At 57.7% G+C, this 25548-nt stretch carries 22 protein-coding genes; 14 read left to right on the forward strand and 8 right to left on the reverse strand.

The window, feature by feature from the left end; translation table 11 throughout:
- The 4 genes from CL546_RS13795 to CL546_RS13810 all read left to right on the forward strand — a co-directional run.
- Positions 1-784: transposase (locus tag CL546_RS13795; protein ID WP_290495961.1), on the forward strand; the 784-nt coding region annotated here is incomplete at its 5' end.
- Between the two features lie 217 nt (positions 785-1001).
- Positions 1002-1487 carry a hypothetical protein gene (locus tag CL546_RS13800; protein WP_290495963.1) on the forward strand — a complete coding sequence of 162 codons (486 nt, stop codon included), beginning with the start codon at positions 1002-1004 and terminating at the stop codon, positions 1485-1487.
- 416 nt (positions 1488-1903) lie between these two features.
- On the forward strand, positions 1904-3568 hold the full coding sequence (locus CL546_RS13805) for a hypothetical protein (RefSeq protein WP_290495965.1): 1665 nt from the start codon (positions 1904-1906) through the stop codon (positions 3566-3568).
- A 183-nt stretch (positions 3569-3751) separates the two neighbouring features.
- Entirely contained in the window at positions 3752-4789 is a 1038-nt protein-coding gene (locus tag CL546_RS13810; RefSeq protein WP_290495967.1) for an LLM class flavin-dependent oxidoreductase, read from the forward strand.
- 84 nt (positions 4790-4873) lie between these two features.
- On the opposite strand, the gene CL546_RS13815 is transcribed toward CL546_RS13810, so the two are convergent.
- The 4 genes from CL546_RS13815 to CL546_RS13830 form a co-directional block, all read right to left on the reverse strand.
- Positions 4874-6295: a hypothetical protein gene (locus CL546_RS13815; RefSeq protein WP_290495970.1), complete on the reverse strand. Its 1422-nt coding sequence runs from the start codon at positions 6293-6295 to the stop codon at positions 4874-4876.
- A 274-nt stretch (positions 6296-6569) separates the two neighbouring features.
- Positions 6570-8498: an acyltransferase family protein gene (locus tag CL546_RS13820; RefSeq protein ID WP_290495972.1), complete on the reverse strand. Its 1929-nt coding sequence runs from the start codon at positions 8496-8498 to the stop codon at positions 6570-6572.
- A gap of 66 nt (positions 8499-8564) precedes the next feature.
- Complete coding sequence (locus tag CL546_RS13825) at positions 8565-10253, reverse strand: serine protease (RefSeq protein ID WP_290495974.1); 1689 nt, start codon at positions 10251-10253, stop codon at positions 8565-8567.
- A 104-nt stretch (positions 10254-10357) separates the two neighbouring features.
- A complete protein-coding gene (locus CL546_RS13830) occupies positions 10358-11302 on the reverse strand; it encodes a PleD family two-component system response regulator (RefSeq protein WP_290495976.1) in 945 nt (314 codons plus the stop codon).
- A 181-nt stretch (positions 11303-11483) separates the two neighbouring features.
- Between CL546_RS13830 and ppc the strand changes: the two genes are divergently transcribed.
- Entirely contained in the window at positions 11484-14150 is a 2667-nt protein-coding gene (gene ppc / locus CL546_RS13835) for a phosphoenolpyruvate carboxylase (protein WP_290495977.1), read from the forward strand.
- A gap of 128 nt (positions 14151-14278) precedes the next feature.
- Here the strand turns inward: ppc and CL546_RS13840 are convergent, their stop codons facing one another.
- Positions 14279-14527 (reverse strand): CDGSH iron-sulfur domain-containing protein, encoded by a 249-nt coding sequence (locus CL546_RS13840; protein ID WP_290495979.1) that lies wholly within the window; start codon positions 14525-14527, stop codon positions 14279-14281.
- 127 nt (positions 14528-14654) lie between these two features.
- On the opposite strand from CL546_RS13840, the gene CL546_RS13845 reads away from it, so the two are divergent.
- The 9 genes from CL546_RS13845 to CL546_RS13885 all read left to right on the forward strand — a co-directional run bounded on the left by CL546_RS13845 (position 14655) and on the right by CL546_RS13885 (position 22707).
- The gene (locus CL546_RS13845; protein WP_290495981.1) at positions 14655-15521 is read left to right on the forward strand and encodes a GNAT family N-acetyltransferase; all 867 of its coding nucleotides are present in this window, start codon (positions 14655-14657) and stop codon (positions 15519-15521) included.
- Between the two features lie 131 nt (positions 15522-15652).
- Positions 15653-16438, forward strand: a complete 786-nt coding sequence (locus CL546_RS13850) for a lysophospholipid acyltransferase family protein (protein ID WP_290496019.1) — start codon at positions 15653-15655, stop codon at positions 16436-16438.
- Positions 16439-16541: 103 nt separating this feature from the next.
- A complete protein-coding gene (gene efpL, locus CL546_RS13855) occupies positions 16542-17108 on the forward strand; it encodes an elongation factor P-like protein EfpL (protein WP_290495983.1) in 567 nt (188 codons plus the stop codon).
- Positions 17109-17118: 10 nt separating this feature from the next.
- Complete coding sequence (locus tag CL546_RS13860) at positions 17119-18180, forward strand: aminopeptidase (RefSeq protein WP_290495985.1); 1062 nt, start codon at positions 17119-17121, stop codon at positions 18178-18180.
- On the forward strand, positions 18171-18992 hold the full coding sequence (locus CL546_RS13865; protein WP_290495987.1) for a rhomboid family intramembrane serine protease: 822 nt from the start codon (positions 18171-18173) through the stop codon (positions 18990-18992). The genes CL546_RS13860 and CL546_RS13865 overlap by 10 nt, the downstream gene beginning before the upstream one ends.
- 73 nt (positions 18993-19065) lie before the next feature.
- The gene (locus CL546_RS13870) at positions 19066-19917 is read left to right on the forward strand and encodes a TRAP transporter TatT component family protein (protein ID WP_290495989.1); all 852 of its coding nucleotides are present in this window, start codon (positions 19066-19068) and stop codon (positions 19915-19917) included.
- Positions 19918-19925: 8 nt separating this feature from the next.
- Complete coding sequence (locus CL546_RS13875) at positions 19926-20915, forward strand: TRAP transporter substrate-binding protein (RefSeq protein WP_290495991.1); 990 nt, start codon at positions 19926-19928, stop codon at positions 20913-20915.
- Positions 20912-21421, forward strand: coding sequence for a TRAP transporter small permease (locus tag CL546_RS13880; RefSeq protein WP_290495994.1), 510 nt, complete (start codon positions 20912-20914; stop codon positions 21419-21421). The genes CL546_RS13875 and CL546_RS13880 overlap by 4 nt, the downstream gene beginning before the upstream one ends.
- On the forward strand, positions 21418-22707 hold the full coding sequence (locus CL546_RS13885; protein ID WP_290495996.1) for a TRAP transporter large permease: 1290 nt from the start codon (positions 21418-21420) through the stop codon (positions 22705-22707). The genes CL546_RS13880 and CL546_RS13885 overlap by 4 nt, the downstream gene beginning before the upstream one ends.
- 120 nt (positions 22708-22827) lie before the next feature.
- Here the strand turns inward: CL546_RS13885 and CL546_RS13890 are convergent, their stop codons facing one another.
- From CL546_RS13890 to CL546_RS13900, 3 genes are all read right to left on the reverse strand, one after another.
- Entirely contained in the window at positions 22828-23583 is a 756-nt protein-coding gene (locus tag CL546_RS13890) for an NYN domain-containing protein (RefSeq protein ID WP_290495999.1), read from the reverse strand.
- Between the two features lie 142 nt (positions 23584-23725).
- Positions 23726-24532 carry an SDR family NAD(P)-dependent oxidoreductase gene (locus CL546_RS13895; RefSeq protein WP_290496001.1) on the reverse strand — a complete coding sequence of 269 codons (807 nt, stop codon included), beginning with the start codon at positions 24530-24532 and terminating at the stop codon, positions 23726-23728.
- Between the two features lie 13 nt (positions 24533-24545).
- On the reverse strand, positions 24546-25427 hold the full coding sequence (locus tag CL546_RS13900; RefSeq protein WP_290496002.1) for a fatty acid desaturase: 882 nt from the start codon (positions 25425-25427) through the stop codon (positions 24546-24548).
- Positions 25428-25548: the final 121 nt, after the last annotated feature.

A 25548-nucleotide genomic window follows, 5' to 3' on the forward strand; every position in this document is an offset into this window, starting at 1 on the left:
GTCGAACCATTACCACGTGGTGCTGAAGGTTGACCGGGTTCGCGCCGATAATTGGACCCAGCGGGAAGTGGCGGAACACTGGATGATGCTGTTCACCGGTCCCCTGCTGGTGCAGCGCTGGCTGCGAGATGAGACCGGCGACGCTGAAACCCTCAAGGCCATGGAGATTGTGGAAGAATGGCGCACTCGGTTGTATGACCTGGGCTGGTTCATGCGCTGCCTAAACGAGCACTTAGCCCGCAGGGCCAACGAGGAAGACGACTGCAAGGGCCGTTTCTGGGAGGGGCGCTACAAAAGTCAGGCGCTGCTGGACGAGAAGGCCTTGCTGAGCTGCATGGCCTATGTGGACTTGAATCCAGTACGGGCCAACATGGCGTCTACACCGGAAGATTCGGATTACACGTCAGTACAACAACGAAGCCGAATGGTTCAAAAAGCCAGCTCAGATACGAAAACCCCGACATTGCTTCCTCTGGTAGACGCGGAGCATATCGAAAGTGATGACGAAGCAACAATCAGCCGTATGAGGCTGATGGATTACCTGGAGATAGTGGATGCCACGGGTCGGGTGCTACGTTCTGATAAGCGCGGTGCGATAGAAGGCGGAGCTGCAGGTATCCTGGATCGCCTCGGAGTGGATCAGGCAACGTGGCTGAAAAATATGAGGCCAAGAAAACAGCGAATGCCGCTGGCGATTGGCCCGTTAGCGAAAGTGAAAGCGTTTGCGGAGGCGACGGGCCGGCGCTGGATCGCAGGTCAAAATGCGGCTTGTGCTTTGATGTGATGTTTTGGTGTCAGATTAAGTTTATGGGTGTCCCGTTGTTGCGTTATCCCGTTGTTGCGTTAACGGATTTTATGTCTCTGATGAATGCTCCTCGCCATCTCGCCAACCCGGATAACCTGGATAGCTTTTCGGATAGCATTTTTATGATTAACAGATCGGCTGGAGTTTGGGGGCAGTTAAATAATGGGGGGGTTGAGTATTTCAAGGGAGGTAGATAATGACTGATAATAAAATGACTGCTTTGACGGGGGCGCGTGAACTGGTTGGTCAGTTTCGTTGGTGGGAGTTGATGTTGGCGGTTTCTGTTTTTTGGCTCTTGTTTTTCCGGTCTTTGGCTAATGTTCCATCCTTGGAAGATAAAGGTGTTTATTCTGCGGATGATATTGTTGTTTCTTGGTATTGCACTGGTGGTGGGAAAAATGAGTTCCAGAATATGGTTGGTGCATCGGGGAGAAATTACAGGATGGGCGGGGCTCGAGACACTTGCTCTAAATCTCAAGGGGAAGAGTACTATGTTGGGCGCAGTCTTGTTGCCTACTATAAAGATGGTAGAGAGTCCCCTATACAAATCGACTTTGAGGGTGGCGGCGGATATAAAGCGGGCATACAAGGGGCCGATATCTTTGCGGCTTTAGCAATTTACGGGTTCCCAACTTTTATGTTGCTTCTTATTCTTGCCAAGAAAAGGCGAGGAGACTATTAGCGCGGAACCCGGAACCATGGGGGGCAGGTCTCCCATTTCCACGAAAGGCTTTAACCTACCGATTTACGGTTGATTGTCCGCAATCAAAGTGCTTGCCAATTTGTGCGATCCCATTGGTCTAGTGAGGCCATTTTTCTGACCAAGGCGACGGGGTCGCCGCTAATCGATTTTGGATCGCCTGGCGTCCTTGGTTGATGTATTCCTTTTCTGTTTTTTCCGATTTCTGGCATTGCCATCTAATTGTAAGATATCGCTTACGCCTAGATGGCGGATGTCGTAAATATTAAGACCAGTCGACATATTTTCAATGCCCCTGGTTTCCCCACATTCCCCTTTCTGTACCCTCTCACGGTTTGATCTCCCCAAGCTGGGAGATTCGTCATGGAAGCGATAACCAAAGATATATGTGGGGATGTATGAGTTCGAGATTCAATAAATATGCTGTTCTTTTTCTGGGTGCAACGCTTGCTGCCTGTGGTGGTGGCGGTGGGGGATCGTCCTCCGCTACTACTGGCGGCCCGGGAGGGGGTAACCCCGGTGGCGGAAGTAACGGTAGTACGCTGTCTGAAACCGTGACCGTCTCGGCTTCTCTGGGGCGGATCACCAATGCCACAGTGAAAATTTATGGTGCCAATTATAGCGAGGTTATTGGTGAAGGGACCCTGGACGAAACAGGAAAAGCCGCTATCGAGGTTACGTACAGTAGCCTTGAGCCGGCAATCGTCGAGGTTACGGCGGGTGAAAACAGCAGCTACTTCGATGAGTCGGCGGGTGAAATCGCTCTTGCCGAGGGTAGCCAATTTCATGCGATCACGAAAGATCCTGCTAGCACGGCGGTTACGCCTTTCACTGAACTCGCCTGGCAACTTGCGTTAAGTCAAGGCGACTTTCCGCTTGATGCTGAAAGGGTGGAGCTGCTGAATGATTCGGTTGCGAAGTTGGTCAATGGAGGCATTCGTTCCATTACGTCTCCTCCCGATATCCTGTCGGAGATGCCTGCTCCCAATAGCCAGACTATTGCGCTTGGGGACCTGCATGCTGCGGTGCTGGGCGCCCTGGCGCGAGTTGGCGATGCTCAAGCCATGCCGGTGCTGGCTGTGCTTGAAAGCCTTTCTACGGATGTGACTGACGGGATGCTGAACGATTTCAATGGTGGCTATGTTTATTCAGATTTTGGTGCCGAATTCAGGGAGGAGCTGGAAAGCTGGATTGAAACTTACGGCAACGAAGACGCGCAGAATGCGATTTTCGCTATGCCGCTTCCTGACATGACAGTAAATTACCGCGCCAATATCCCGCTTAGACAGCGTATTCTTGAGATGGAATATGGTGTCGGGTCAGAGATTGCCTATTCTCAGGATGGTGGATCTGAATGGGCGCTCTTCCCCAAGGGGGATGAGGTCAGTTTCCACCGTGAAGGCACCACTATTGGAGTTGCGGCGGGGGATAACGGCCAGGATCCAGAGGGTGGAGAGTTTATACCGGGCTGGTCTGTTGATATGGAAACAGCTGAGTATGTAAGCCTGTTCGATGACCCGAGTGTTAATGGCGTACGTGTCGAAATTCCTACTGGTGACCCGCTTATCCAGAGAGCAATGGTTTTTGTCTCAAGGGATGGTCTTGATATGGATGATTTAATTCTGATGGAGACGAATCTATCAGGGCCCGACAAACTGGCACATGTTCTGGCTTATGAATCGCTGGACTTCATGGAGCCGGGCGTTGAAGCATTCTTTAACGAGATCAATGGCAGGATTGGTGAAAGCTTGACGGTAGTCACGAGTGATGTGGCAGAACGCGTATGTGAGTCTGCGGTTATTGGTACGGACAACAAGGCCCGCTACCCCAAGCATGTCGGTTTGATCCATTTCGATGACCAAACAGAGACGGAATCTCTTCAGCCGCAACGTATGCGCTATGCTGAAGCCGGCCCACAGCGAGAGATCCTGTTTGCCCACGATACGTTGTTCCGCATCAATGACGATACTGACAGGGTGGACTATATCAGCTTGTCAAACGGCGTGCGGATCACTCAGTGGGCAACCAATGATAGTGCGTTGATTGCCAAATACTGCCCGTAGGGTAATGAAAGCAAGCTGAGTTTCAGGCCCCGGTAATCCGGGGCTTTTTTGTTTAAGCGGGCATCCGAGAGAAACGAGGTGCCGACTCGTTGTTACTTTCTGCTGCTGAATGGCGGGGAGCGACCAGGGCTGATGCAGGCACGGTAATTGTGCTCTCGACAAACTGCGGGTTAATCAGAAATCATGGGTGCCTGTTGTTTGCTGGATCTGGAGTGTGCTGTGACGAAGTCTGTACCGTTTTCCCTGCTGGAACTCGCCTCGGTCCGTGAGGGCGATACCGTGGGCGAGACGCTGGCCAACAGCGTTGCCTACGCCCGCCATGCGGAATCGCTGGGTTTTCAGCGGTTTTGGCTGGCGGAGCACCACAATATGCAGGGGATCAGCAGTGCCGCGACGTCGGTGCTGATCGGGCATATTGCCGGGGCGACCGAATCCATTCGGGTGGGGTCAGGGGGCGTGATGCTGCCGAACCATCCGCCGCTGGTGATTGCCGAGCAGTTCGGGACCCTGGAGAGCCTCTATCCCCACCGCATTGACCTGGGCCTGGGCCGTGCACCGGGAACTGACCCGATGACCAGCCGTGCCCTGCGTCGCGAAGGCTTGGGGGCGGAGCAGTTTCCCCAGGACGTGGCGGAGTTGCAGCGTTTGCTGGGGCCGTTGGATGCGTCACGGGCTGTGAACGCGATTCCGGGAGCGGGCACTGAAGTACCGATCTGGCTGCTGGGGTCCAGTTTGTACAGCGCGCAGCTGGCCGCACAGCGTGGCTTGCCCTATGCCTTTGCCGGGCATTTTGCGCCGCGGTTGTATCGTGAGGCGTTGCGTATCTACCGGGATCAGTTTCAGCCCTCTGCTCAGCTGGACAGGCCCTATGCCATGTTGACGGTGCCTGCGGTGCCGGCGGATTCTGATGTGGAGGCCCAGTGCCTGACCACCACCAGTTACCAGCGCATTCTTGCCCTGTTCCGAGGCCAGCCTTTGTGGATGAAGCCGCCGGTGAAAAGCATGGATGGATTGTGGAATCCACAAGAGGAAGCAGGGGTAAAAGATTTCCTGGGGTTGCAGTTGCTGGGGACGACGGAATCCATTCAGAAGCAGCTTGATCAGTTGCTGGAGTCGGTAGAGGTGGATGAGCTGATGGTGACGGTGGATCTGCATGATCCGGTGAAGCGCCGCCATGCGCTGGATATTCTGGCGGCGCTACCGCAATTTCAGGCGGTGTAATATTCACTGCGGGTCTTGATGTCGGGTTACGCCTTATAGGCTCTCTGTGCCCTTGGGTAAATCTGACCTACGGCTCGTGATCCGTTAGTGGTTCCTGCGAAACTTGCCGAGCGCCACGAGAGCAGTAAGCAAAGCAAGGGGCAGGCTACCGCCTCCACTACTGCTTCCTCCTCCACTGTTTGCTCCGCCGGTTTCTGTATTGCTGCTTTGCGTGACCTCAAAACGGCGAGCATAAATATCCGGCGCGTCGTCATCATTCGCTATCCAGCTTTCCCAGGTAACGATGAGCGAGTCATTGCTGTCTGTGGCAAGAGCCACATTGTTCTCTTCAGGCGTGGTGTAGGTGGATACTTGTTGAGGGCCGCCTATAAGGCCGTTGACCGTGAGCTGTTGAGTGTAAAGAGTTTTATCGTTATATCCGCCGTTGCGGTTCCAGACGATAAAGGCATTGTCATCCTTGCCCTTTGCGATAGCCGAGATGGCATTATCTTCCTGCGTTTGTTGGCCCATGACGCTGCCAAGAACCCCGGTTAGCGAAACAGACCGTGCCATTGGGTCCCGGCTTCCATAATCACCGCTGTCCCAGGCTGCGATGAAGTGGTTTTCGTCTAGTGTGGCCGCGTGAACGTCGCTAGGGTAGCTGCCCACATCGGTTATGCTAAACAGGGTGGATGTTTCGCCTATCGGATGATCATTCGCAGCGAAAAGCGCGCCTCTAATAGCGTAATGCGGTGACGTTTCTTCTCCGGTTTTCTTGCCCTGCATATCTGCGCCCCATACGAGGAATATCGCGTTATCGGTATTCAGGGCAACGGCTGGAATAGCTCCCAGGTTGGTGAGCGGTATAGGCTGCGGGACGGTGACTCCGCTATTTGTGGCGTTGCCGCTTTTGCTATAACGCCGGAATGACAGTGTCTTGCTATTTATAGGCTTGCCCCGTGTAGTGGGAAAAGTTTGCCAGGCAATTACCAGACCTGTGTCGTTGTGGGCGAGGGCGGGTAGCGCTTCTTTGCCGTCGGTATTGGCAACGGTGACAGGCTCACCTGTTGGAGAGCCGTCGTTATTGAAGAATTGAAGCACCAGATTGTAGTCGTTATCGGTGTCACTGATGGGATCGCCGGTTTCCGACCAAGCGAGGGCAAAATTACCATCGTTCCACATGGTCATTGCAATGTGTGGGTAGTCGTTCTGTTCAGTAATGCGGGCGATATTTTGGTCCGCATCGACCAAGACTTTCTCTGGGCCAACGGTCTCACCAAATTGATTATAAAATTGCCCTTTAATGGTTGGGCCAACATCGGAGAGGCGGTTTTCAGAGGTCCAAACAATCAGTGTCTGATTGTTCCCGTCTACGGCTATGTGCGGTGTTGCCTCGTAACCGGATGATATGGTGTTCACAAGGTATTCGGGGCCTTGGGCTTCCAGGTTCGCAAAGCCGGGTGTCGCAGCGCTGAACAGTAAGAGTGAAATAACAGCACGATTAATACGATACCACTGAGTACTCACTATGATTCCCCTATATTTGTATTCGGCGTTTTTCATCGGACCGGAAGTATAAGGTGCCGAGAAATTTTTCCTGTCAGCAAAGACTTACAAATCAGGGTGAATTTTTTTTGGCGAAAGAGATTGTGATGCTTGTCACGTCTTCGCGACCCTTTTTGCAGGGGAAAAGCGGGGCAAGGAGGGCGCCGAGAACATCGAAAGTCAAAACCGGTTACTAGAGAGAGGGGCGCGGTTCTGTTGTGCTGACAGAACCGCTGCCAGAGGCGAGTCCTGGGGGCTAGTGAAGGGCGTCAGGCAGCGGGTTGCCGAAGCGCTTCAGGTATTCCTTGCCAATTTCAATTCCGCCCACGTTATTCAGGTGGCTTTCATCGCGGTAGAGCGGGATGCCGTTCAGGACGGTCTGGCAGCGTTTGTCATCGCACAGCACCTTTCTGGGGTTGATCCACTGCACGTCCGGGTAGCGCTGCTGGGCGGCTTGTTTGTACTGGTAGAAATTGCGGAGTGAATCTTCGACGTCGGCCGCACTAATAGAGCAATCGTCCATGTTTTTCAGCAGGCACTCTGCGTAGGAGGAGGACGGTAATTCGGGCACATCTTCCAGAACGATGACGGTGTGCCCCTGGTCTTTGAGCCAGCCGATGGTATCGACAAAATAAGCCTGGTAGGCGTCGTGCTTGAGATAGGCACTCCACCAGGCGCCGATGAAGACCGTCATGGGGCGTTGGCTCAGAGTGTCGCTGATCGCCTGGTTGCGGGCTACTTTGGTCGGGTCGGCGGCCTGGGCTTTTTCCGCGATGGCCGGAGGCAGGAACGGGGTTGAGGCCCGGGTGACCATCAGCACGGAATAGTCCGTGCCCTTGAGTAGCTGTTCGAGAAAACCGATCTGGGCAATGGCATGGGAATCGCCGATCAGCATGCTGTTGGGCTGGCCGTTTTGGGGTTCGGCGCCGAACAGGCAGGCGTCGCTCTTGTTGAAGTCCACCGGGTCACCCTTGAAGCAGCGCTTGTAGAGGTCTGCCGGGTTGTTGTTGGCAATGATCTTGTACAGTTCGCGACGCTCTTCGGGAATGCGGAAGCTGATGTCGTCGGCGATGCGGATGGTGGACTGGATCGCCCAGATGCCGATCAGTGGTGCCAGAATAAAGATCAGGAACGACTTCTTGAAGCTCCACTCCCGGTGCCGGTAGCGGTTCTCCACAAAGCGAAAACTGAGCCAGGACAAGGCGACGATACCCACCATCAGCAGCAACCGGTTCAGCCATGTCAGCTCGATAAGCTGGTAGTGCATCAGCGCTACGGGCGGCCAGTGCCACAGGTACAGGGAATAGGAAATGCCGCCGAGGAAAACCATCACCGGCAGGCTCAATAGCCGTGCGGTGAAGGTGCCGGGTTGATGCAGGCCGGCGTAGATGACCATGGCGGTGCCGAGGGTGGGCCACAGGGCGTTATAGCCGGGAAAGTGATCGTGCTTGGTGATCAACAGGGCGGTGGCCACGATCAGGGTCAGCCCGATCAGTGCCAGGGTTTCGGCTCTGCCCCGGTTCAGGCGAGGCAACTGTTGGCTGAACAGTGCTACGCCGGTACCGAGCATGAATTCAAACAGGCGGGCGGGCAGTAGATAGTACGCGGCCGCGGGGTGAGTGCTGGCCATATAGACCGATAGCGCAAAGGTGGCCACCAGGGTAATACGGAATGGCCAGTGGGCGTTGCGGCCTTTGCCGAAGCGATAGGCCAGGTACAGGGAGGCAGGCCAGAGCAGATAGAACTGTTCCTCCACGGCCAGCGACCAGGTATGCAGCAGGGAAAGCGACAGGGTTTCCGGAGCGAAATACTGGGTAAGCTCGTTGAAGTAGTAGAGGTTGCTCAGCCCGATCAGTGAGGCCATCCAGCTCTTGGCAAAAATGTAGTAAGCGTCGCCAATGTAGAACGGCGAAATCATCAGGAAGGTGACGGTGGAGACCAGCAGAAATACCGGGACGAGGCGGCGGATGCGACGGGCGTAAAAATCGCGGAACCGGAAACTGTCTTTCTGGAAGGCACGCTCCAGCAGCTGGGTGATGACGAAGCCGGAAATAACAAAAAAGACGTCGACACCGATAAAGCCACCGGTAATGCCGGGCACCTGGAAGTGGTACAGAATCACCAGGATGACGGCCAGTGCGCGCAGGCCTTCGATGTCGGCGCGATAACTTGGCTTGGCCTTCACGTGCGTCTCCCCGGTGTGCTGATCAGTAAACCGGGAAGAATAAAGGTGCGGTGACAGGCAGACAAGTCAGTTGCGTGGTCGGCGCACGCCCAGCATCAACGCCATGAGCCCCAGCCACAGTGACGCACCACCGCCCCCGCTGCTGCCACGTGCCGCTGTGTTAACGCTGGCGTTGTACTGCACGGTGATGTCGACTTCTGTGTCGGTGTCTCCAGGCAGGTCGCCCTGATCGGCGCTGGCGTTGAAGGTAAAGACCTGGCTGATTCCGGTGTCAGTGGTGAACTCCAGGGCCAGGGTCTGGCTTTGTTCCGGGTTGAGATCGCCGACCGGGCAGAACACTGGATTGCCTTGTTGGCAGCCCAGTTCCGCGCCGTTGACCAGTTGAGTATTGGCGGGGAGCGGGAAGCTGAGGCCGGTGTTGGTGGCGGCATTCAGCGGAGAGTGATTGCTCAGGGTTAGCGTTAGCCTGGCTCGGGTGGGGCTGCTGGTCTGTTGGGCGGCGAACAGGGCCAGGTCGGGATTGTTGGAGAAGGCGATTTCCTGTACCCGGTCATCGTTGCGGCGGCGGTAGTCGTTCTCATCGGCACTGGCGCTGAGCGTGAGGGTCACGACCTGGTCGGTGCCACTGCTGTCGGTTACCGCCACGCTGCCCGTACGGGAGGCGCCGGCGGCCAGGCTGCTGGCCACGGTGCAGCGGGTAGCGGAGGCCAGGGCGCTACAGCCGTTCCAGTCAAATCGGGCGCTGGTGGCCAGGCCGCCGTCGAGCGATCGGCTCACGGTGGCGTTGGTGGCGGTATTGCGGGTGCTGTTGTTGCGCAGAGTCGCGGTAATGTTCTGGGTGCCGTTCAGGGGTTGATAGTAGCGGGTCGTGTTGGCGCCATTGACGGTCATGTCCACCAGCGGTACTCCGCCCAGCGTGGTCAGCCGTTCGATCTCGGCGATTTCAGTGGTCACATGGTTGTACCCGGCCGGGGCGCCGGATGCACAGTTTTCCAAGCCGAAGCTGGTCAGGCCCACCAACCAGGGGTTGGGGTCTTCGCCGATAAACAGGGGGCCGCCACTGTCGCCGAAGCAGGTGTCCTGATTGATGCCGTTGATGGGGTTGAGCTCAGCGGCGCAGATGGTCGATGCCGGAATCGACAGGGTGGATAGCTCATTGCAGATCGTTCTGGGAATGTAATCCAGTTGCACCTCGCGCAGCCGTGTACTCAGGTTGCCGCTACCCGTCTGGCCCCAGCCAAGGGCGGTTACCGCTTCGTCACGTTGACTCAACGAACGACTTTCCAACTCCGCAAAGGTGCCGCTGTCCGCGAGGCTTGGCCATTGGCTGTTGCTGGTGGCAGGAATGCGCAGCAGGGCAAGGTCGTGGGCAAAGGAAAAATTGTTGTAGTTCTGGTGGCGGTAAATACCCTCCACTGCGATGCGTCCCGGCTGGGGAAAGGTGCCTTTGCGTTCGGTTTCGCCGATATAAACGAACATGCGGTCGGCGGTGGCCAGGGCATCGTTCTGGTACTGGGTGCAGTGATGGGCCGTGAGCACCCAGCGCGGGCTGATCTGGCTGGCACCACAGAGCAAGTAACCGTTGTCTACATTGGGGTCGTCAATGGCGAGTTGTGCCATCCACGGCCAGAAGTCAGCGGGAGCCTGATTGCCGCCGACAATACGCGGGCTGGGGCCGTCGGCGGCGTGCAAGAGCATGCCCGGGGCGGTCAGCAGACAGGCGAGCAGGGCTGCGGAAACGGTACGAAGGGGCATGAAGACGGCCTTGTCATTGTTTGCGCCAGTTTAGCGCAAACAATGACAAGGCTGTGTGAGTGCGTTGCGTGAGGCCTCGAGCATCAGGCGTTCGGCGTACTGGCTCAGTTCATCGGTGGCGCATGGGCCAGCCAGTGGTTGTCCTCTTCCGTGGTGCGGGCCATGGACGTCTGCAGGTGAGAGAACGCCTGCTCCAGGGCCGCGTCGCCATCGGTCAGCGTCATCACGGCGGCGCGCAGGCCCGGATGCCGGTCGCGTAAATCATTGAGCAGCTGCTCGGCGGCGGCTGTGGCGGTGCAGGGCAGTAGCAGCGCCAGATGTTGTTCATCGTAGCGAGCCGCCACATCGCTGCGGCGAATGCGCTGGGCGACCCGGTCGGCCAGGAGTGGCAGTTCGTTGTGCTGCACCAACGCCAGGGTCAGCGGCGAGGAAATGCGGTCGTGCAGGGGCACCAGCCAGCCGGCGGTACTGACCAGCGCTTCGCGGCTGATGAAGTCGGTATCCGGGTCGCGCCAGGTGGCTTCCAGAGCGGCACGGGAGAGGTGCTGGTTGCGCCAGATCATCAAGCCGAAATAGAGCATGCAGGCGCTGAGTGCCGCCACCAGAAACAGGCTGGCAGAAGCCGTGGGCGCACTGGCATAGCTGAGTCGGATGGGCAGGACGAAGGCCAGCACGATTTCCGCACCGATAAGCATGATCAGAAAACGTTTGAGACCGTGCAGCAGGCCGTTACTGAGCACGGCGATGAACAGCAGTGCCATGGTGGGAGGTGGATCCCCCGCATCCAGCAGCAGCACGATGCCCAGGGTGAGCAGGTCCAGTGCGGAGGCAAAGGCGTCGGCGTTCACCGGGCGCCAGAACAGCAGCAGGAGCTGGATGCCGATATAGGCGCAAAACAGCAGCCACGGTGTCGCCTTAGGCAGGGTGAAGAAGAAATGGTCCGCATGGTGGAAATACATCACGGCGAGACCGGCAAACAGGGCCCGCGCCAGATACTGCATCAGCACCACCCCCTGATCCGAGGTGATGCGGCTTGAGGTGTTCATCATTGAGTCGATCCCGGGTTCATTAGGGGGCCTATGTTGCTGCACCATGGCAGCGGAATAAAGATGCCCGGCAGTGTAATCTTGTTAAAACTGTACGTTGAGATGAATTTGCCGGTCATGGTTTCGGCCTCAAGAGTGAGTATTGTAGGCACCGGTGAATATTCCTGCACCGTAAGGAGGCACAGTGGATCACAATGTAAATGCACCATTACGTGATGATGTCCGTTTGTTAGGCGATTTGTTGGGTGAATGTCTGCGCCAGCAGGCGGGCGACGCCATGTACGAAACGGTGGAAAAGATTCGCCAGGCATCGGTGGCAACCCGCACCGGTGGGGGCGAGTCACTGGCGTCACTGCGTGACCTGCTGTCCCCACTGGACGATGCCACTTTGCTGGAAGTGGCACGTGCGTTCAGCCAGTTTCTCAACCTGAGCAATATTGCCGAACAACATCACCGCGAGCGGCTGCACCGTCAGCACCAGCGGTATCCAGGCGATGCGGGGACTGATCAGGGACTACAGGATGTGTTGCAGCGTCTGGCGGATAACCAGATTGCCCAGCAGCAGATCTCGGGCACGCTGGAAGACCTTTCCGTGGAGCTGGTGCTGACCGCGCACCCCACCGAGGTGACCCGCCGTACCTTGATTCGCAAATACGATCAGATGGCTGATCTACTCAGTGAGCTGGACCGCTCTGACCTCAATGATGATGAACGTCAGTTGCGCCGTGAGCGGCTGCGCCGAGTGATTCTGGCGGCCTGGTGCACCGATGAAATCCGCCGCGAAAAACCGACCCCTGTAGATGAAGCTAAATGGGGGTTTGCCACCATCGAACAATCTCTCTGGCAGGCTGTGCCGGATGTGTTGCGCCGGCTGGAAGCGCAGCTGGCCGAACAGGGCCTGCCCGCGCCGCCAGCGGACTGGGCGCCGGTGAAGCTGGCTTCGTGGATGGGCGGTGACCGTGACGGTAACCCCAATGTCACCGCTCCGGTGACCCGAGAAGTGCTGTTGCTGGCTCGCTGGATGGCGGCGGATTTGTACCTGCGAGATGTGGAAAATCTGCTGGCGGACTTGTCCATGAAAGCCGCCAGCGACGAGCTGTTGGCAGCCACGGGCCCCAGCCACGAACCCTACCGGGTGCTGCTGCGCGACGTTCGCAGCCGTCTGCGTCTGACCCGCCGTCAGATGGAAGCGCAGGTGGAAGGTTTGCCCGTGCCGGAGGGGGAGGCGTACTTGCGCCGCGAAGAGCTGATGGCGCCCCTGCAGCTGCTGGATCGTTCGCTGCGTGCTGTGGGCTTGAACGATATCGCTGACGGTGATTTGAAAAATACCCTGCGTCGCCTGAACTGCTTCGGTATTACCCTGTTGCGCTTGGATATCCGCCAGGAATCCACCCGTCACAGTCAGGTACTGGATGCGATTACCCGCTATCTGCAACTGGGCAGTTACAACGATTGGGACGAATCCACCCGCCAGGCGTTTCTGGTGGATGAGCTGCAAGCGCGCCGGCCGTTGATTGATGCCGCGTTTCGGGACAGCGAACACTGCACCCCCGAGGTGGCCGAGGTGTTGGCTACCTGTGAAGTGATTGCTGAGCAGGGCAGTGAAGGTCTGGGGGCCTATGTGATTTCCATGGCCACAACGCCGTCGGATGTGATGGCGGTAATGCTGCTGCAGAAAATTGCCGGTGTCCGCGAACCCATGCGCGTGGTGCCGTTATTTGAAACCCTGGATGATCTGGATGGCGCCGAGCAGACCATGTCGGCCCTGTTGGCTTTGCCGTTCTATCGGGAGCGGGTGGCAGATGGCCAGGAAGTGATGATCGGCTATTCCGATTCCGCCAAGGACGCCGGTTTTCTCGGCGCCGCCTGGGCCCAGTATCGCGCCCAGGAAAAGCTCACGGCCTTGTTTGCCGAAAACGGTATTGCGCTCACCCTGTTCCATGGCCGTGGTGGTTCCATTTCCCGCGGCGGCTCGCCGACCCGCATGGCGTTGTTGTCGCAGCCGCCGGGGTCGGTGGCCGGGCGTATCCGGGTGACGGAGCAGGGCGAGGTGATTCGCTTCAAATACGGTCGCCCGTCGGTGGCGGTGTTCAATCTGGAACAGTATGTGGCGGCCACTCTGGAAGCCACCCTGTTGCCGCCCCAGGCGGCGCGGCCGGAGTGGCGCCAGCAGATGCAGGCGCTGACCGATACCTCTGTGGCCGGTTATCGCGGCGTGGTCCGTGATGAGCCTGAACTGGTGCGCTACTTGCGTACGGTTACACCGGAAACCGAGCTGTCGCGGCTGGCGCTGGGCAGTCGTCCGGCCCGTCGCAAGTCGGACCAGGGGATCAGCTCGTTGCGGGCGATTCCCTGGGTGTTTGCCTGGACCCAGATCCGCCTGATGCTGCCTGCCTGGCTGGGCACCGGTGCGGCCCTGGAAGATGCTCAGAACGATGCGGCACAAAATAGCATGGTGCGGGAAATGGCCAGCGAGTGGCCGTTTTTCCAGGGCGTGGTGGATATGCTGGAAATGGTGCTGGCCAAGTCCGATCTGCGGGTGGCGGCCTGGTATGAAGAGCGTCTGGCGGGTGACGATGAAGGCTTGATGCGCTTGGGTGAAGTACTGCGTGAGCGGCTCACTGCCACAGTCAGTGCCCTGTCCGCCCTCACCGGCCGCGAAGATCTGCTGGATAACAACCCGGTGATGCGCTGGTCCATCCGCGTGCGTGACCCGTACACCGATCCGTTGCATTTGCTGCAGGCAGAGCTAATGGCGCGGCTACGTCAGCAGGACGGCGACGAGACGCTGGAAAGTGCCTTGATGGTGACGATCGCGGGGATTGCAGCGGGCCTGCGCAACACGGGGTAAAGGCAATTGACAGCTGCGCGAAACCGGCTGTCTTGATTTGAAACGGAAGAGGCCGCGCCCAATCTTTGGACGCGGCCTCTTTGCTTCATCAGGCATCACAACGCAATCGCGACGTTCTTAGCTGGCCACTATTCACCCTTTATCTTCGAATGACTGCCATCGCAAATCATGCCTTTGCTGCTGTGTTTACAGCCGCAGAAAAACACAATCTTGTCCCGCGTGGCGGTGTAGGGCACCGGCGCGAAGCCGGTGCCCTTGTGGCTGCCGTCGCAATAGGGTTGCGTCTGGCTCAGGCCGCAGGCGCACCAGTAGACCGTATCGCCTTTTCTGACGTGTAGTGGGAACGGTACGGTGTGGGCGATGCGGGGGGCGTCCATGGTGCTCTCCTTGGGGGCTTTCGTAACGTCAGGCGCATTTTTCGTGTGTCGCGCAAATGTCATGTAAATGTCACTGCCTTGCCATGGCGGCTGACGACACTGGCCGAAACTGCCAGTGGAGTACACTATGCTTGCGCAAGCTGCAGGAAAGATCAAAGCGTTAAGCCCGCAATTGAAAGGGGCCTTCGCCAAGCCGTTCGTGGCCACCGCCGACATTCTTCGTTTTCCCCGTGATATGGCCGCCGAGAGGGTGGTTGAAGCCCCGGCGCTGGGCCGCTTCACGGCATATTTCACCCGCTCTCGCCGCGAGATTCTGAAAATACAGCGCCTGCGTTATCGCATCTTTTCCCAGGAATACGGCGCCAGTTTCAGTGCCCCGTTTGGCCTGGATCGGGATCGCTTCGACCGTCACTGTTTGCACTTGGTCGTCCGCGATAACCGTAGTGGGGAGATTGTGGGTTACACCCGGGTGCTACCGGGTGACCGTTTGCACCGCACCGGCGGTTTTTATTCCAGCGGTGAATTCGATCTGACCATGCTGGGGCGACTGGAGGGCAAGCTGGCAGAGATCGGCCGTACCTGCATCCACCCGGAACACCGCAATGGGGCGGTGATCAGTGTGCTGTGGGCGCGGCTGGCGCAGTATATGTTGGAGAACGATGTGCGCTACCTGCTGGGCTGCGCCAGTATCGCGCTGAGTGAAGGCTATAACGTGGCGGCGGTGAATCAGCGGGTTCAGGCGCGCCACCTGAGCCCGACGGAGCACCGGGTGCAGCCCCACCTGCGATTGAACACGCTGCCCGGTGATGCCCAGGCCGATAGTGTGAAAATGCCTCCGCTCCTCAAGGCCTACCTGCGCATGGGGGCCCAGGTGTGCGGCGAACCATGCTGGGACCCGGATTTTAATTGCCTGGATTTCTTTGTGTTGATGGCGGTGGAGGATCTCCCGGCCCGTTACGTGCAGCACTTCATGCAGCCGGCCCAGGCGGTTTAACGACCATCGTTTTCCCGTAGGAGCGGCGCTTGAGCCGCGAAGAAGGCCGGCTTGTCGCAAGTAATTCGCGGCTCAAGCGCCGCTCCTACGGAGTTTTTTGGATTCGGCCCGGGCTTTGAACCGTGAGTGAGATGAACGACTCCGTCGATATTGCTTCTTACAATGAAAGCGGCCTCTGGCCGCAACTGCGTCGAGTGGGGCGAGTGATTCGTGTCGTGCTCTATCTGCTGTGGGGGTTTGTGCTGGCGTTTTTGCTGGGGGCGTTCTGGTCACCGTATCGGCCTGTGGTGCTGAGCGCCAAACAGCGCTGGTGCCGGCGTTTTCTACGTATCCTCGGGGTGGAGTTGACGGTCACGGGGAGCCGGGTCGAAGCCCCCGTGTTTCTGGTCAGCAACCATGTGTCGTGGCTGGATATTCCGGTGATTGCCAGCCAGCGGCATCTGTATTTTCTCTCCAAGGCGGAGGTCGGTGACTGGCCGCTGATCGGCACACTGGCCCGGGCCATGGGCACCCTGTTTATCAAGCGCGGCAGTGGTGAGTCGGTCCGCAAGGCCCAGGAAATTGCCGATCGCTTGCAGCAGGGGCACACGGTTCTGGTGTTCCCGGAGGGAACCACCACCGATGGCTCCAGCCTGCGCCGCTTTTTCCCGCAATTGTTTGATGCCCCCTTGCTGGCAGGCGTGCCGGTGCAACCGTTAGCGGTTCGCTACCTGGATAGCATGGGCGCTCCGGATCGGGGCCTGGCCTTTATTGGGGACGATGAGTTTCACCATCATTTGTGGGCCATGATGCTCCGCCAAAAAATTCGCGTTCGCCTGCACTTCTGTACGCCCCTGGAGGGGGAAGGCATGGACCGCAAGCAATTGTGTGCCCAGGCATACGAACGGCTTGAGGGGCAGTTGAAAGCCCAAAACTGAAAGCTGAAAAGCGCGACAACGTTCAACTCGTCTCTTTGCCCTCTCTGCCTGTCGTCTCGCTTTGTTGTAGCATTGGCGCATCAATTGCCCAGGACCGCTTTCCATGACCCGCGCCAGTGAACTGAAAAAATCCGACGTTATCGATATCAACGGCACCCTGTATGCCATTCGCCAGATTGAGGTGCAGTCGCCCTCTGCCCGGGGGGCGGCCACCTTGTATCGGGTAAAGGCCAGTGCGGTTGGCGGTGGCCCCAAGTTTGAAGAGCGCTTCAAGGGGGATGACGACGTGGCCACGGTGGAGTTGCAGCGCCGCCCGGTGCAGTTTTCCTATGTGGACGGGGATGACTACATCTTCATGGATAATGAGGATTTCTCCCAATACCTGCTTAAACAGGAAGATATCAGCGATGAGCTGGCGTTCATCACTGAAGAAACCGAAGGGGTGTTGGCCCTGAGAGTGGAAGAGTCGGTCATCGGCCTGGAGTTGCCGGCGTCGGTGGTGCTGGAAGTGACTGAAACCACCCCGGCCATGAAAGCTGCGTCTGCATCCGCCCGCACCAAGCCAGCCACCCTGAATACGGGCCTGGTGGTGCAGGTGCCGGAATATATCGTGGAAGGTGAGAAGGTGCGGGTGAATACCGCCGAACGTAAATTCATGTCCCGGGCCTGACCGCCAGCGAATGCGATTATTTCCCCTGGGTAAAAACACAGTCGCCGTTCTGTTGCTGGTGAGCGGTGTGCTGTCGGGGTGTCAGGTGGGTTATTACGGTCAGGCGGTGAAAGGCCACTGGTCGCTGATGGGCCAGCGTGAACCGGTGGCGGAGGTGCTGGCGGATACCCATACTTCACCGGAATTGGCCGCCAAGCTGCGGTTCAGTCAGCAGGTTCTTACTTTCGCCGGTGAGGCGCTGTCGTTGCCGGCCGACGATGTATACCACCAGTATGTGGCGCTGGAGCAGGATGCGGTGGTGTGGAATGTGTTGGCGGCACCGGCCTATTCCCTGACACCGAAAACCTGGTGCTACCTGATGATTGGCTGCGTCAGTTACCGGGGGTATTTTGACAAGGGGCGAGCTACCCGCGAGGCGGATGCTCTGGCTGAGGACGGGATGGACACCTTCGTGGGGGGCGCCATTGCCTACTCCACCCTGGGTTGGTTTGCCGATCCCCTGACCACTCCGATGCTTGACCGGTCGCGCCCGTCGCTGGCGCAACTGCTGATCCACGAGCTGGTGCACCGCAAGGTGTATATCAAGGACGATACCCGCTTCAACGAATCCCTGGCGACCCTGGTCGGACGAGAAGGGGCGGTGGATTACTTTGCCCAAAGTGGTGAGCCGCTGGCGGCGGGTTACTGGCAGCAGCGCGAACAGGTGCAGGACGCCTTTATGGCCATTGTGCAGGCGACGCGGGCGGCACTGAAAGCCCTGTATGCGTCGCAACAGGATACAGACGCGCTGGCGCGGGAGAAAACCCGTATCCTGCAACAGGCCCGTGACCGTTTTGCCCGCGATAGCCAGGCGCAACCGGCCCTGAAAGCCTACGCGGGGTTTTTCGATGGGCTACTGAACAATGCCCGCCTTAACGGCGTCAGCGACTATAACGATTATGTGCCGGCCTTTGCCCGCCTGCTGGATCAGTGTCAGCGGGATTGGGGCTGCTTCTGGCAACAGGTGGATAACCTGGTGGTCATGAAGGATACGCAACGCAAACAGGCCCTGGAGGCACTCGCATGGAACTGATTCGCACCCCCCAGCCGGAACTGGCGGACCTGATTGAGCGCACGCTGAAGCGCAATGGTTTTCAAGTGGACCGTCATGAGGATGAGGGGCAATTCGTGCTGGGGGTCCCCGATGCGGAGCAATATCCCCATGCGCGCCAGCTGACCGCAGAGCTGATTGCCGACTTGAAACGGGGGCAGGGCCAGCAGCCTGTGGAGCCATTGACCGGCCAGCCGCAGCCATTGTTGTCGGGTGGCTGGTTAGCCAGCATGGGGTGGGTGACCAGGATTGGGCTGGTGCTGTGTGTGGCCATTTTCCTGACCCCTTATCTATTCGGTGACGGCGTCTATCGTGCCTTGCAGTTCCCCGCGTCCTTGGAGGGATTGACTAGCCAGCCCTGGCGTTTGATCACCCCCATGCTGCTGCACTTGTCTGAGCTCCATATCATCTTCAACTTGCTGTGGTGGGCGGATCTGGGGCGCTTGATTGAACGCCATCAATCAAGCGCCCAACTGCTGCTGGTGACGCTGGTGACGGCCGCGGTGTCCAATGTGGCTCAGTTCTTGTACAGCGGCCCCATGTTCGGGGGCTTGTCCGGTGTGGTGTATGGTCTGTTGGGCTACCTGTGGATCTTCGGGCGGCTCAATCCCGGGGCCGGGTTTGCTCTGCGCCGGCAGATTGTGGTCTTCATGCTGGCATGGATGGCAATTTGTTTCGTAGGGCTATCGGATGTGGTGGCGAATGCGGCGCATCTGGCCGGGTTGGTAAGCGGTTGTTTGCTGGGTGGCATTTTCGGCATGGTGCGGCGCAGCCAGAAGAGCAGGGCGGTTTGAGTTACCCCCGGGGGGCTGCTATAAAGACAGCCAAAACGATGAAGTCACAATAATGAAAGGATGCCAGCGACCTATGCAGTGGCGCTCTGTACCTTACTGGGTACCTTCTCTCTTTTTCGCAGCGGTGATTACCCTGCAAGGCTGTTCTCTGGCCCATGTTGACGACAACCTGCCTTATGGTGTCCTCAACAACAATGACCTGCAGCTGGTCGAAGATGGCCTGCCTACCTATTTGCTGATGGTCGATGGCCTGATCGAGAACTGGCCGGAAAGCGAATCCCTGCTCAGCAGTGGCGCGGACCTCTACGGCGCCTACGCCGGCTTGTTTGTGGAAGAGCCCGAGCGGGCCCGCAAACTCAGCAACAAGGCGCTGGACTACGGATTCCGCGCGGCCTGCGCCCACCACAAGGATTACTGCGATCTGCGCAGCCTGTCGGTTCCCGAATTTGAATCCCTGCTGGACGATGCCGGTAAAGGCGATGTACCGGTGCTGTTTTCTTTGGGCGGTGCCTGGGCCGGTTATATCCAGCAGAACACCAGTGATTGGAACGCAGTAGCGGAACTGGGCCGGGTGGAAGCCATCATGGCGCGCATCGTGGCGTTGGATGAAGGCTACCAGTACGGCCAGGCGCACATGTATCTGGGGGTGCTGAACAGCATCCTGCCGGCGTCGCTGGGAGGCAAGCCCGAACAGGCCAAGGCGCATTTTGAAGAAGCGGTATTGCTGTCTGATGGCAAGAACCTGCTGGCCCAGGTGTTGTATGCGGAAAAGTACGCGCGTCTGGTGTTTGATCGGGAGCTGCACGACAGCTTGCTCAATGAGGTGCTGGCAGCGGACCCGGATGTCCACGGCCTGACCCTGCAAAATACCTATGCGCAGCAGCAGGCTGAAGCCTTGCTTGCCGACGCGGACGATTATTTCTAGGAGTATTTATGCTGCGCCTTGTCACTGTTCTTATCGCTCTGTTGCCGCTGGTCGCCACCGCCGCGACCACCCTGAAAATTTCCACCCTGTACCCGGATGGCACCACCATCGTCACCGGCCTGAAAAAAGCCGGCAAGGACATTGCGGCGAAAACCGAAGGCCGGGTAAAGCTGAAAATCTACCCTGGTGGGGTGATGGGGGATGACCGGGCGGTAGAGCGCAAAATCCGCATCGGCCAGCTCCATGGGCTGGTGGCCCAGGGCGGGGCCTTCGCTTCTGCCTACAAGGACAGCCAGATTCTCAATGTGCCGCTGGCCTTTAATAATTACGATGAAGTGGATGCGGTACGCAGCGAGTTGGACCCGGTGATCCAGCAAGGTCTGGAGGACGGTGGCTGGGTGAGCTTTGGTCTGCTGGATGGCGGTTTTGCGTATGTGATGTCCGAGCAGCCGGTGAAGAGCGTATCCGATCTGCGTGAACAAAAGCTGTGGTTGCCGGCCAATGATGAAGGGTCTGCCAAGGCGGCCAAGGCGTTCGAACTGTCCCCCATCTTGCTCAACATCGGTTCAGTACTCACCTCGTTGCAGACCGGCGCGGTGAATGCTTTTGCGGCACCGCCGGTGGCCGCCCTTACCCTGCAATGGTACTCCCGGGTAAGCTACCTGACCGACATGCCACTGCTTTATACCTTCGGCATGCTGGGTATCCATGAAAAATACTTCAAGCGCATGAGCCCGGAAGATCAGCAAGTGGTCCGCACAGTACTGGAAGCCACCTTCGACAAACTGGACGCACAAAGCCGCAAGGAAAATCTGAGCGCCTTTGCCGCCGTTCAACAGCAGGGTCTGGAAGTGATAAAACCCAGCGAGGAACAACGCAAGGAATGGCACAGCTACGCCGAACGTGCCACCGCCGAGCTGGTGGAAGAGGGCGAAATCAGCCAGGCCATGCTGGACCGGCTTAACGGCATTATCGCCAAGCAACGCAACGGGCAATGATGGCAGCACTATTACGCGGGGTGCATCGCGCCCTTCATCGTATCGAGGACGGCCTTATCGTGGCCGTCCTTTTGTTTATGATCCTGCTGGCGGTTGGGCAGATTGTGCTGCGGAATTTTTTTGGTACCAGCATGGTCTGGATCGAACCACTGTTGCAGAACGCGGTGCTGTGGATTGGCCTGCTAGGGGCCATGATCGCCTCGCGTAATGATGAACACATTCGCATTGATGTGGCCTCGTCGTTGCTGCCGGAAAAATACCACCCCTTCCTGACCACGTTCGTGGATCTGTTCACCGCCTTTATCTGTTTGCTGGTGGCCTGGTACAGCGTGCATTTCGTCATTGAAGAATATGAGTACGCTTCGCCGGCGTTTGCCAGCGTGCCGAGCTGGTTGTTGCAAGCGATTATCCCGGTTGGGTTTTCGGTGATGGCACTGCGCTACGTGGTGTTGTTTGCAATGGGGTTGATTGGCAAGCGGCCGAAAATGCAGGAGCCGACGCCATGATCATTGCGGCAATTATTCTGCTGGTGGTGTTGGCGCTGATGGGCGCCCCCTTGTTTGCCATTATCCTCGGCGCGGCAGCTCTGGGTTTTTATACCCTGGAAATTGAATTGGCAGTGCTGCATATCGACATCTATCAGCTCAGTAATTCCGTCGTGCTGATGGCGTTGCCGCTGTTTACCTTCGCCGGCTTTTTGCTCAGTGAATCGAAAACCGCGGACCGCATGCTGCGGCTCAGCCAGGCCGCATTCGGCTGGATGCCCGGTGGCATGGCTTTCGTCGCGCTCATCGCCTGTGCGTTTTTTACTGCCCTGACCGGCGGCTCCGGGGTCACCATTGTGGCTTTGGGAGCGTTGTTGTTACCGGCGTTGGTGAAAGGCAATTATCCGGAAAAATTCAGTCTCGGTCTGGTTACATCATCCGGGAGCCTTGGCTTGTTGCTGGTGCCTTCGGTGCCCTTGTTGATCTACGGCATTATTGCCCAGCAGATGTCCCAGCAACTGGACATGCCCACGGTGGAAATCGTCGATCTGTATCTGGCTGGCTTGCTACCCGCGCTGCTGATGATCGTGCTGCTTTACGGCTACTGTGTGTGGGCCACGCGGGGCACCGATGTGCCTCGGCAGGCGTTTGATTTTCGTGAGTTAGTGGATGCGCTCTGGGAAGCGCGCTGGGAGCTACCGCTGCCGCTGGTGGTGTTGGGCGGGATCTTCTCCGGCTTCCTGGTCATCAGTGAGGCTGCGGCGGTGACGGCGCTGTATGTGCTGGTGGCCGAGGTGTTCCTGTACCGGGAAATCTCGCTGCGCAAGCTGCCCGGAATCATGCGCGATTCCATGATCATGGTGGGCGGTATCCTGCTGATTCTGGCGGTGGCGCAGGCTTTCTCTGACTATCTGGTGTATGCCGGTGTGCCGGAGAAACTGTTCGCGCTCATCCAGACCCATGTGGAAAGCAAGATTACCTTCCTTATCTTGCTGAATATCCTGCTGCTGTTGTTGGGCGCACTGCTGGATATTTTTGCGGCACTGGTGATCATGGTGCCGCTGATTTTGCCGGTGGCGTTGCGCTACGGAATTGATCCGGTGCACTTGGGGATCATCTTCGTGGCCAACATGCAGATCGGCTATATCACCCCGCCGGTGGGCATGAATCTGTTTATCGCCAGTTACCGGTTCAAGAAGAAAGTGACCGAACTGTTCGCGGCGACCATTCCTTTTATGCTGATATTGATCATCGCCTTGTTGATGATTACGTATATTCCGCAGTTGAGTTTGTGGTTGGTGCGGTAAAAGGCAGTGAATAGTTAATAGTTGCGCGGTCAGGGGTTGTTGATTGCTGGAACCGAGGAGGCCGCGTCCATTATCTGGACGCGGCCTCTTACGTTTCAGTTGGTTGGTGAAGGAAAAACGTTATTTTCGTAGGGTTTTTACCTGAATGCTTTTGCCTTGCCCTTTCTGGATCTGGAACCACTTGGGGTAGGCGCGGATCATGTCGCTGAGTTTTTTGTGCCCGAACAGGCGGGTATCAAAGTCGGGTTTGCGCTTACTTAGATGCTGGCCGAGAGTCCCGAGGTTGGCCCAGTCTTCTTCATCGGAAATATCATCAATGACGTTGGCGATCAGCTGCAATGGCGGCGCCTCCTTGCTGACGGTGTCTTCGGAGGGCTTGGGTTTGTCGGGCTTGTCGGGGGTATGTTCTGGTGCATGGTCCGAGCGCAGTACTTCGGTGTAAATAAATTTGTCGCAGGCTGCCACAAAAGGTCCGGGGGTTTTGCGTTCTCCGAAGCCGTAAACGGTTAGGCCCTCCTCACGTAAGCGGGCGGCCAGTCGGGTGAAATCACTGTCACTGGATACGAGACAAAAGCCGGCAAGCTGCTTGGTGTAGAGCAGGTCCATGGCGTCGATGATCATGCTGCAGTCTGTGGCATTCTTGCCTTGGGTGTAGGCAAATTGCTGGATCGGTTGCACGGAGTGTTTCAGTAACACGCTTTTCCAGCCACCCAGGTTGGGTTTGGTCCAGTCGCCATAGATACGCTTGACGCTGGCGGTGCCAAACTTGGCTATTTCCTCAAACAGGCCATCGACAATTTTCGGAGGCGTATTGTCGGCGTCAATCAGTACCGCCAGTGAGGTGCTGTTAACGGGTGGGGAGCCATCGTCAGACATGGTGCATTCCTTTTGCATACGTTAGCGTCAACATAACGGATTCGGCAGGGATGCGACATGGGGGGATGGGAAGGGCTTGGTGGTGTGCGGGGTGAAAAACACCACAGGAGTGTCGCCAGCGACCCTCCTGTGGTGTCGTCAATCAGCTTTTCATTTCTTTCACGGATTTCTTGTACACAAAGCTGGCCATGGCGCGCAGGGGCATCATTCGGATCCAGATGCTTTGCAGGGTCACGGACAGGCCGGGCAGGGCGTAGCGCTTGCCTTGATTGAGGGCCTTGTAACCGGCCTTGGCCACGTCTTCGGGGGTGGCGATCTGTGCGGAGACGAACTCTCTGATGCCACCGGAGGATTTGTGTTTGCTCTCTGCGGTATCCAGAAAAGCGGTTTTGGTGGTGCTGGGACAGAAGCAGGTTACCTGCACACCGTATGGCTTCAGTTCTTCCTGTAGTGATGCACTCAGGTTGATCACAAAGGCCTTGCTGGCGCTGTAGGCAGCAAAGAAGGGCATGGGACAGAACCCGGCCAGGGAGCCAATGTTCATGATTTTGCCTGCGCCGCGGGCCTTCATTTTTGCACCCACCAGCATGCATAGTTTGCTGAGCAGGATGTTGTTCAGGGTAAGCATGTGCTCCAGTTTCTGGCTGTCTTGTTCAACGTGCTCGCCCATCATGCCGAAGCCCACGTTGTTCAATAACACGTCCAGCTCGATGTCTTCGCGATCGAGCCACTGAATAATTTCTTCAGCGGCACCGGGTTGTGACAGATCCATCTGTACCGGGCGGTAATCCACATCAGCCCGTTGCTGTTTCAGCTGCTGCCCCAATGCATCCAGTTCCTCCTGAAGCAGACTGAATACCACGATGCGGTAACCGTCCGCATTGAACAGTTTGCAGAATTCCCGACCAATGCCGCCGGCGCCGCCGGTGATGAGTACGGTTTTTGTCATTGCTGTTCTCCTGTCAGGCGTTGCCGGGCTGGGTGTCCGGGCCGAGTTGGAAGGGGCGAATGATCATGCTGCCGGAGTGTTCGCGATGGTATTGCTCGCGGGCTTTCCACACCTTGCCGTAGCGATAAAAGGGCACGGTGGGGTAGAGGTGATGCACCAAGTGGTAGTTCTGGTACATCAGAATCGGTGTCAGCAACCATTCCTGGCCCATGCGCATCAACGCGGTGGTGTTGGGGTTTTCGTCCTGGCGCCCGGTGTGCGGGTAGTGGGGCAGCACCATGAACACCAGGCACATCAGGTAGAAGGAAATGTAGGAGGGGATCAGCCACAGCATCAGCGCTTCGTAGGGCCGCCAGAGAAACAGGGCGGTGAGTGCTACACCGGCCACGGCCAGTTCACGCCAGACTTCAGCCGGTTTCACGTTGGGCAGCACATCCGGGTTGCGCAGGAAGTTGACCAGGTAGAGGAACGGCCAGAAACCCCACAGCGGCATCGTCCACAGGCTACTGGCCATCCAGTGATCCGGGTCTTTTTCCGGGTCATTGGCGAAACGATGGTGGCGCATGTGCAGCAGGCGGAACATTTTCCCCTTGCCGAAGGGCACCGCTACAAAGGTGGCGATGGAGAGGATCAGGTCGTTGTGCTCGGACTTCTGCGCCGCCGCACGGTGGATGGCCTCATGGGCCGGGGTGAACATAACGTAGCCAGCGATGCTGGTAATGATCAGGCCAACCCAGGCGGGCCAGAGTCCATTGAGCACCATGACCCAGCTGAGAATGTTGGCCAGATGGGAGACGACCATCAATGTGACGGTGGGCCAGGCGATTTTTGGCGATACCTTGAGTCTGGAGAGAGTCTTGAGGGCTTCGCTGTCGGCGCTTGTTGTGGTTGTCATGGGGCAGCTCCCGTCTTATTTCGAATACACAGTGTTTACTGCGGAGCGATGGAAAGTAAGCACGGAAATTGCCATCAGGGGGATAAAAAGTGTCAAGCCATCTACTTGGCGACGGGCGGTA

The sequence above is a fragment of the Alcanivorax sp. genome (assembly GCF_002726155.1).
In the GTDB taxonomy this organism is placed as follows: Bacteria; Pseudomonadota; Gammaproteobacteria; order Pseudomonadales; family Alcanivoracaceae; genus Alcanivorax.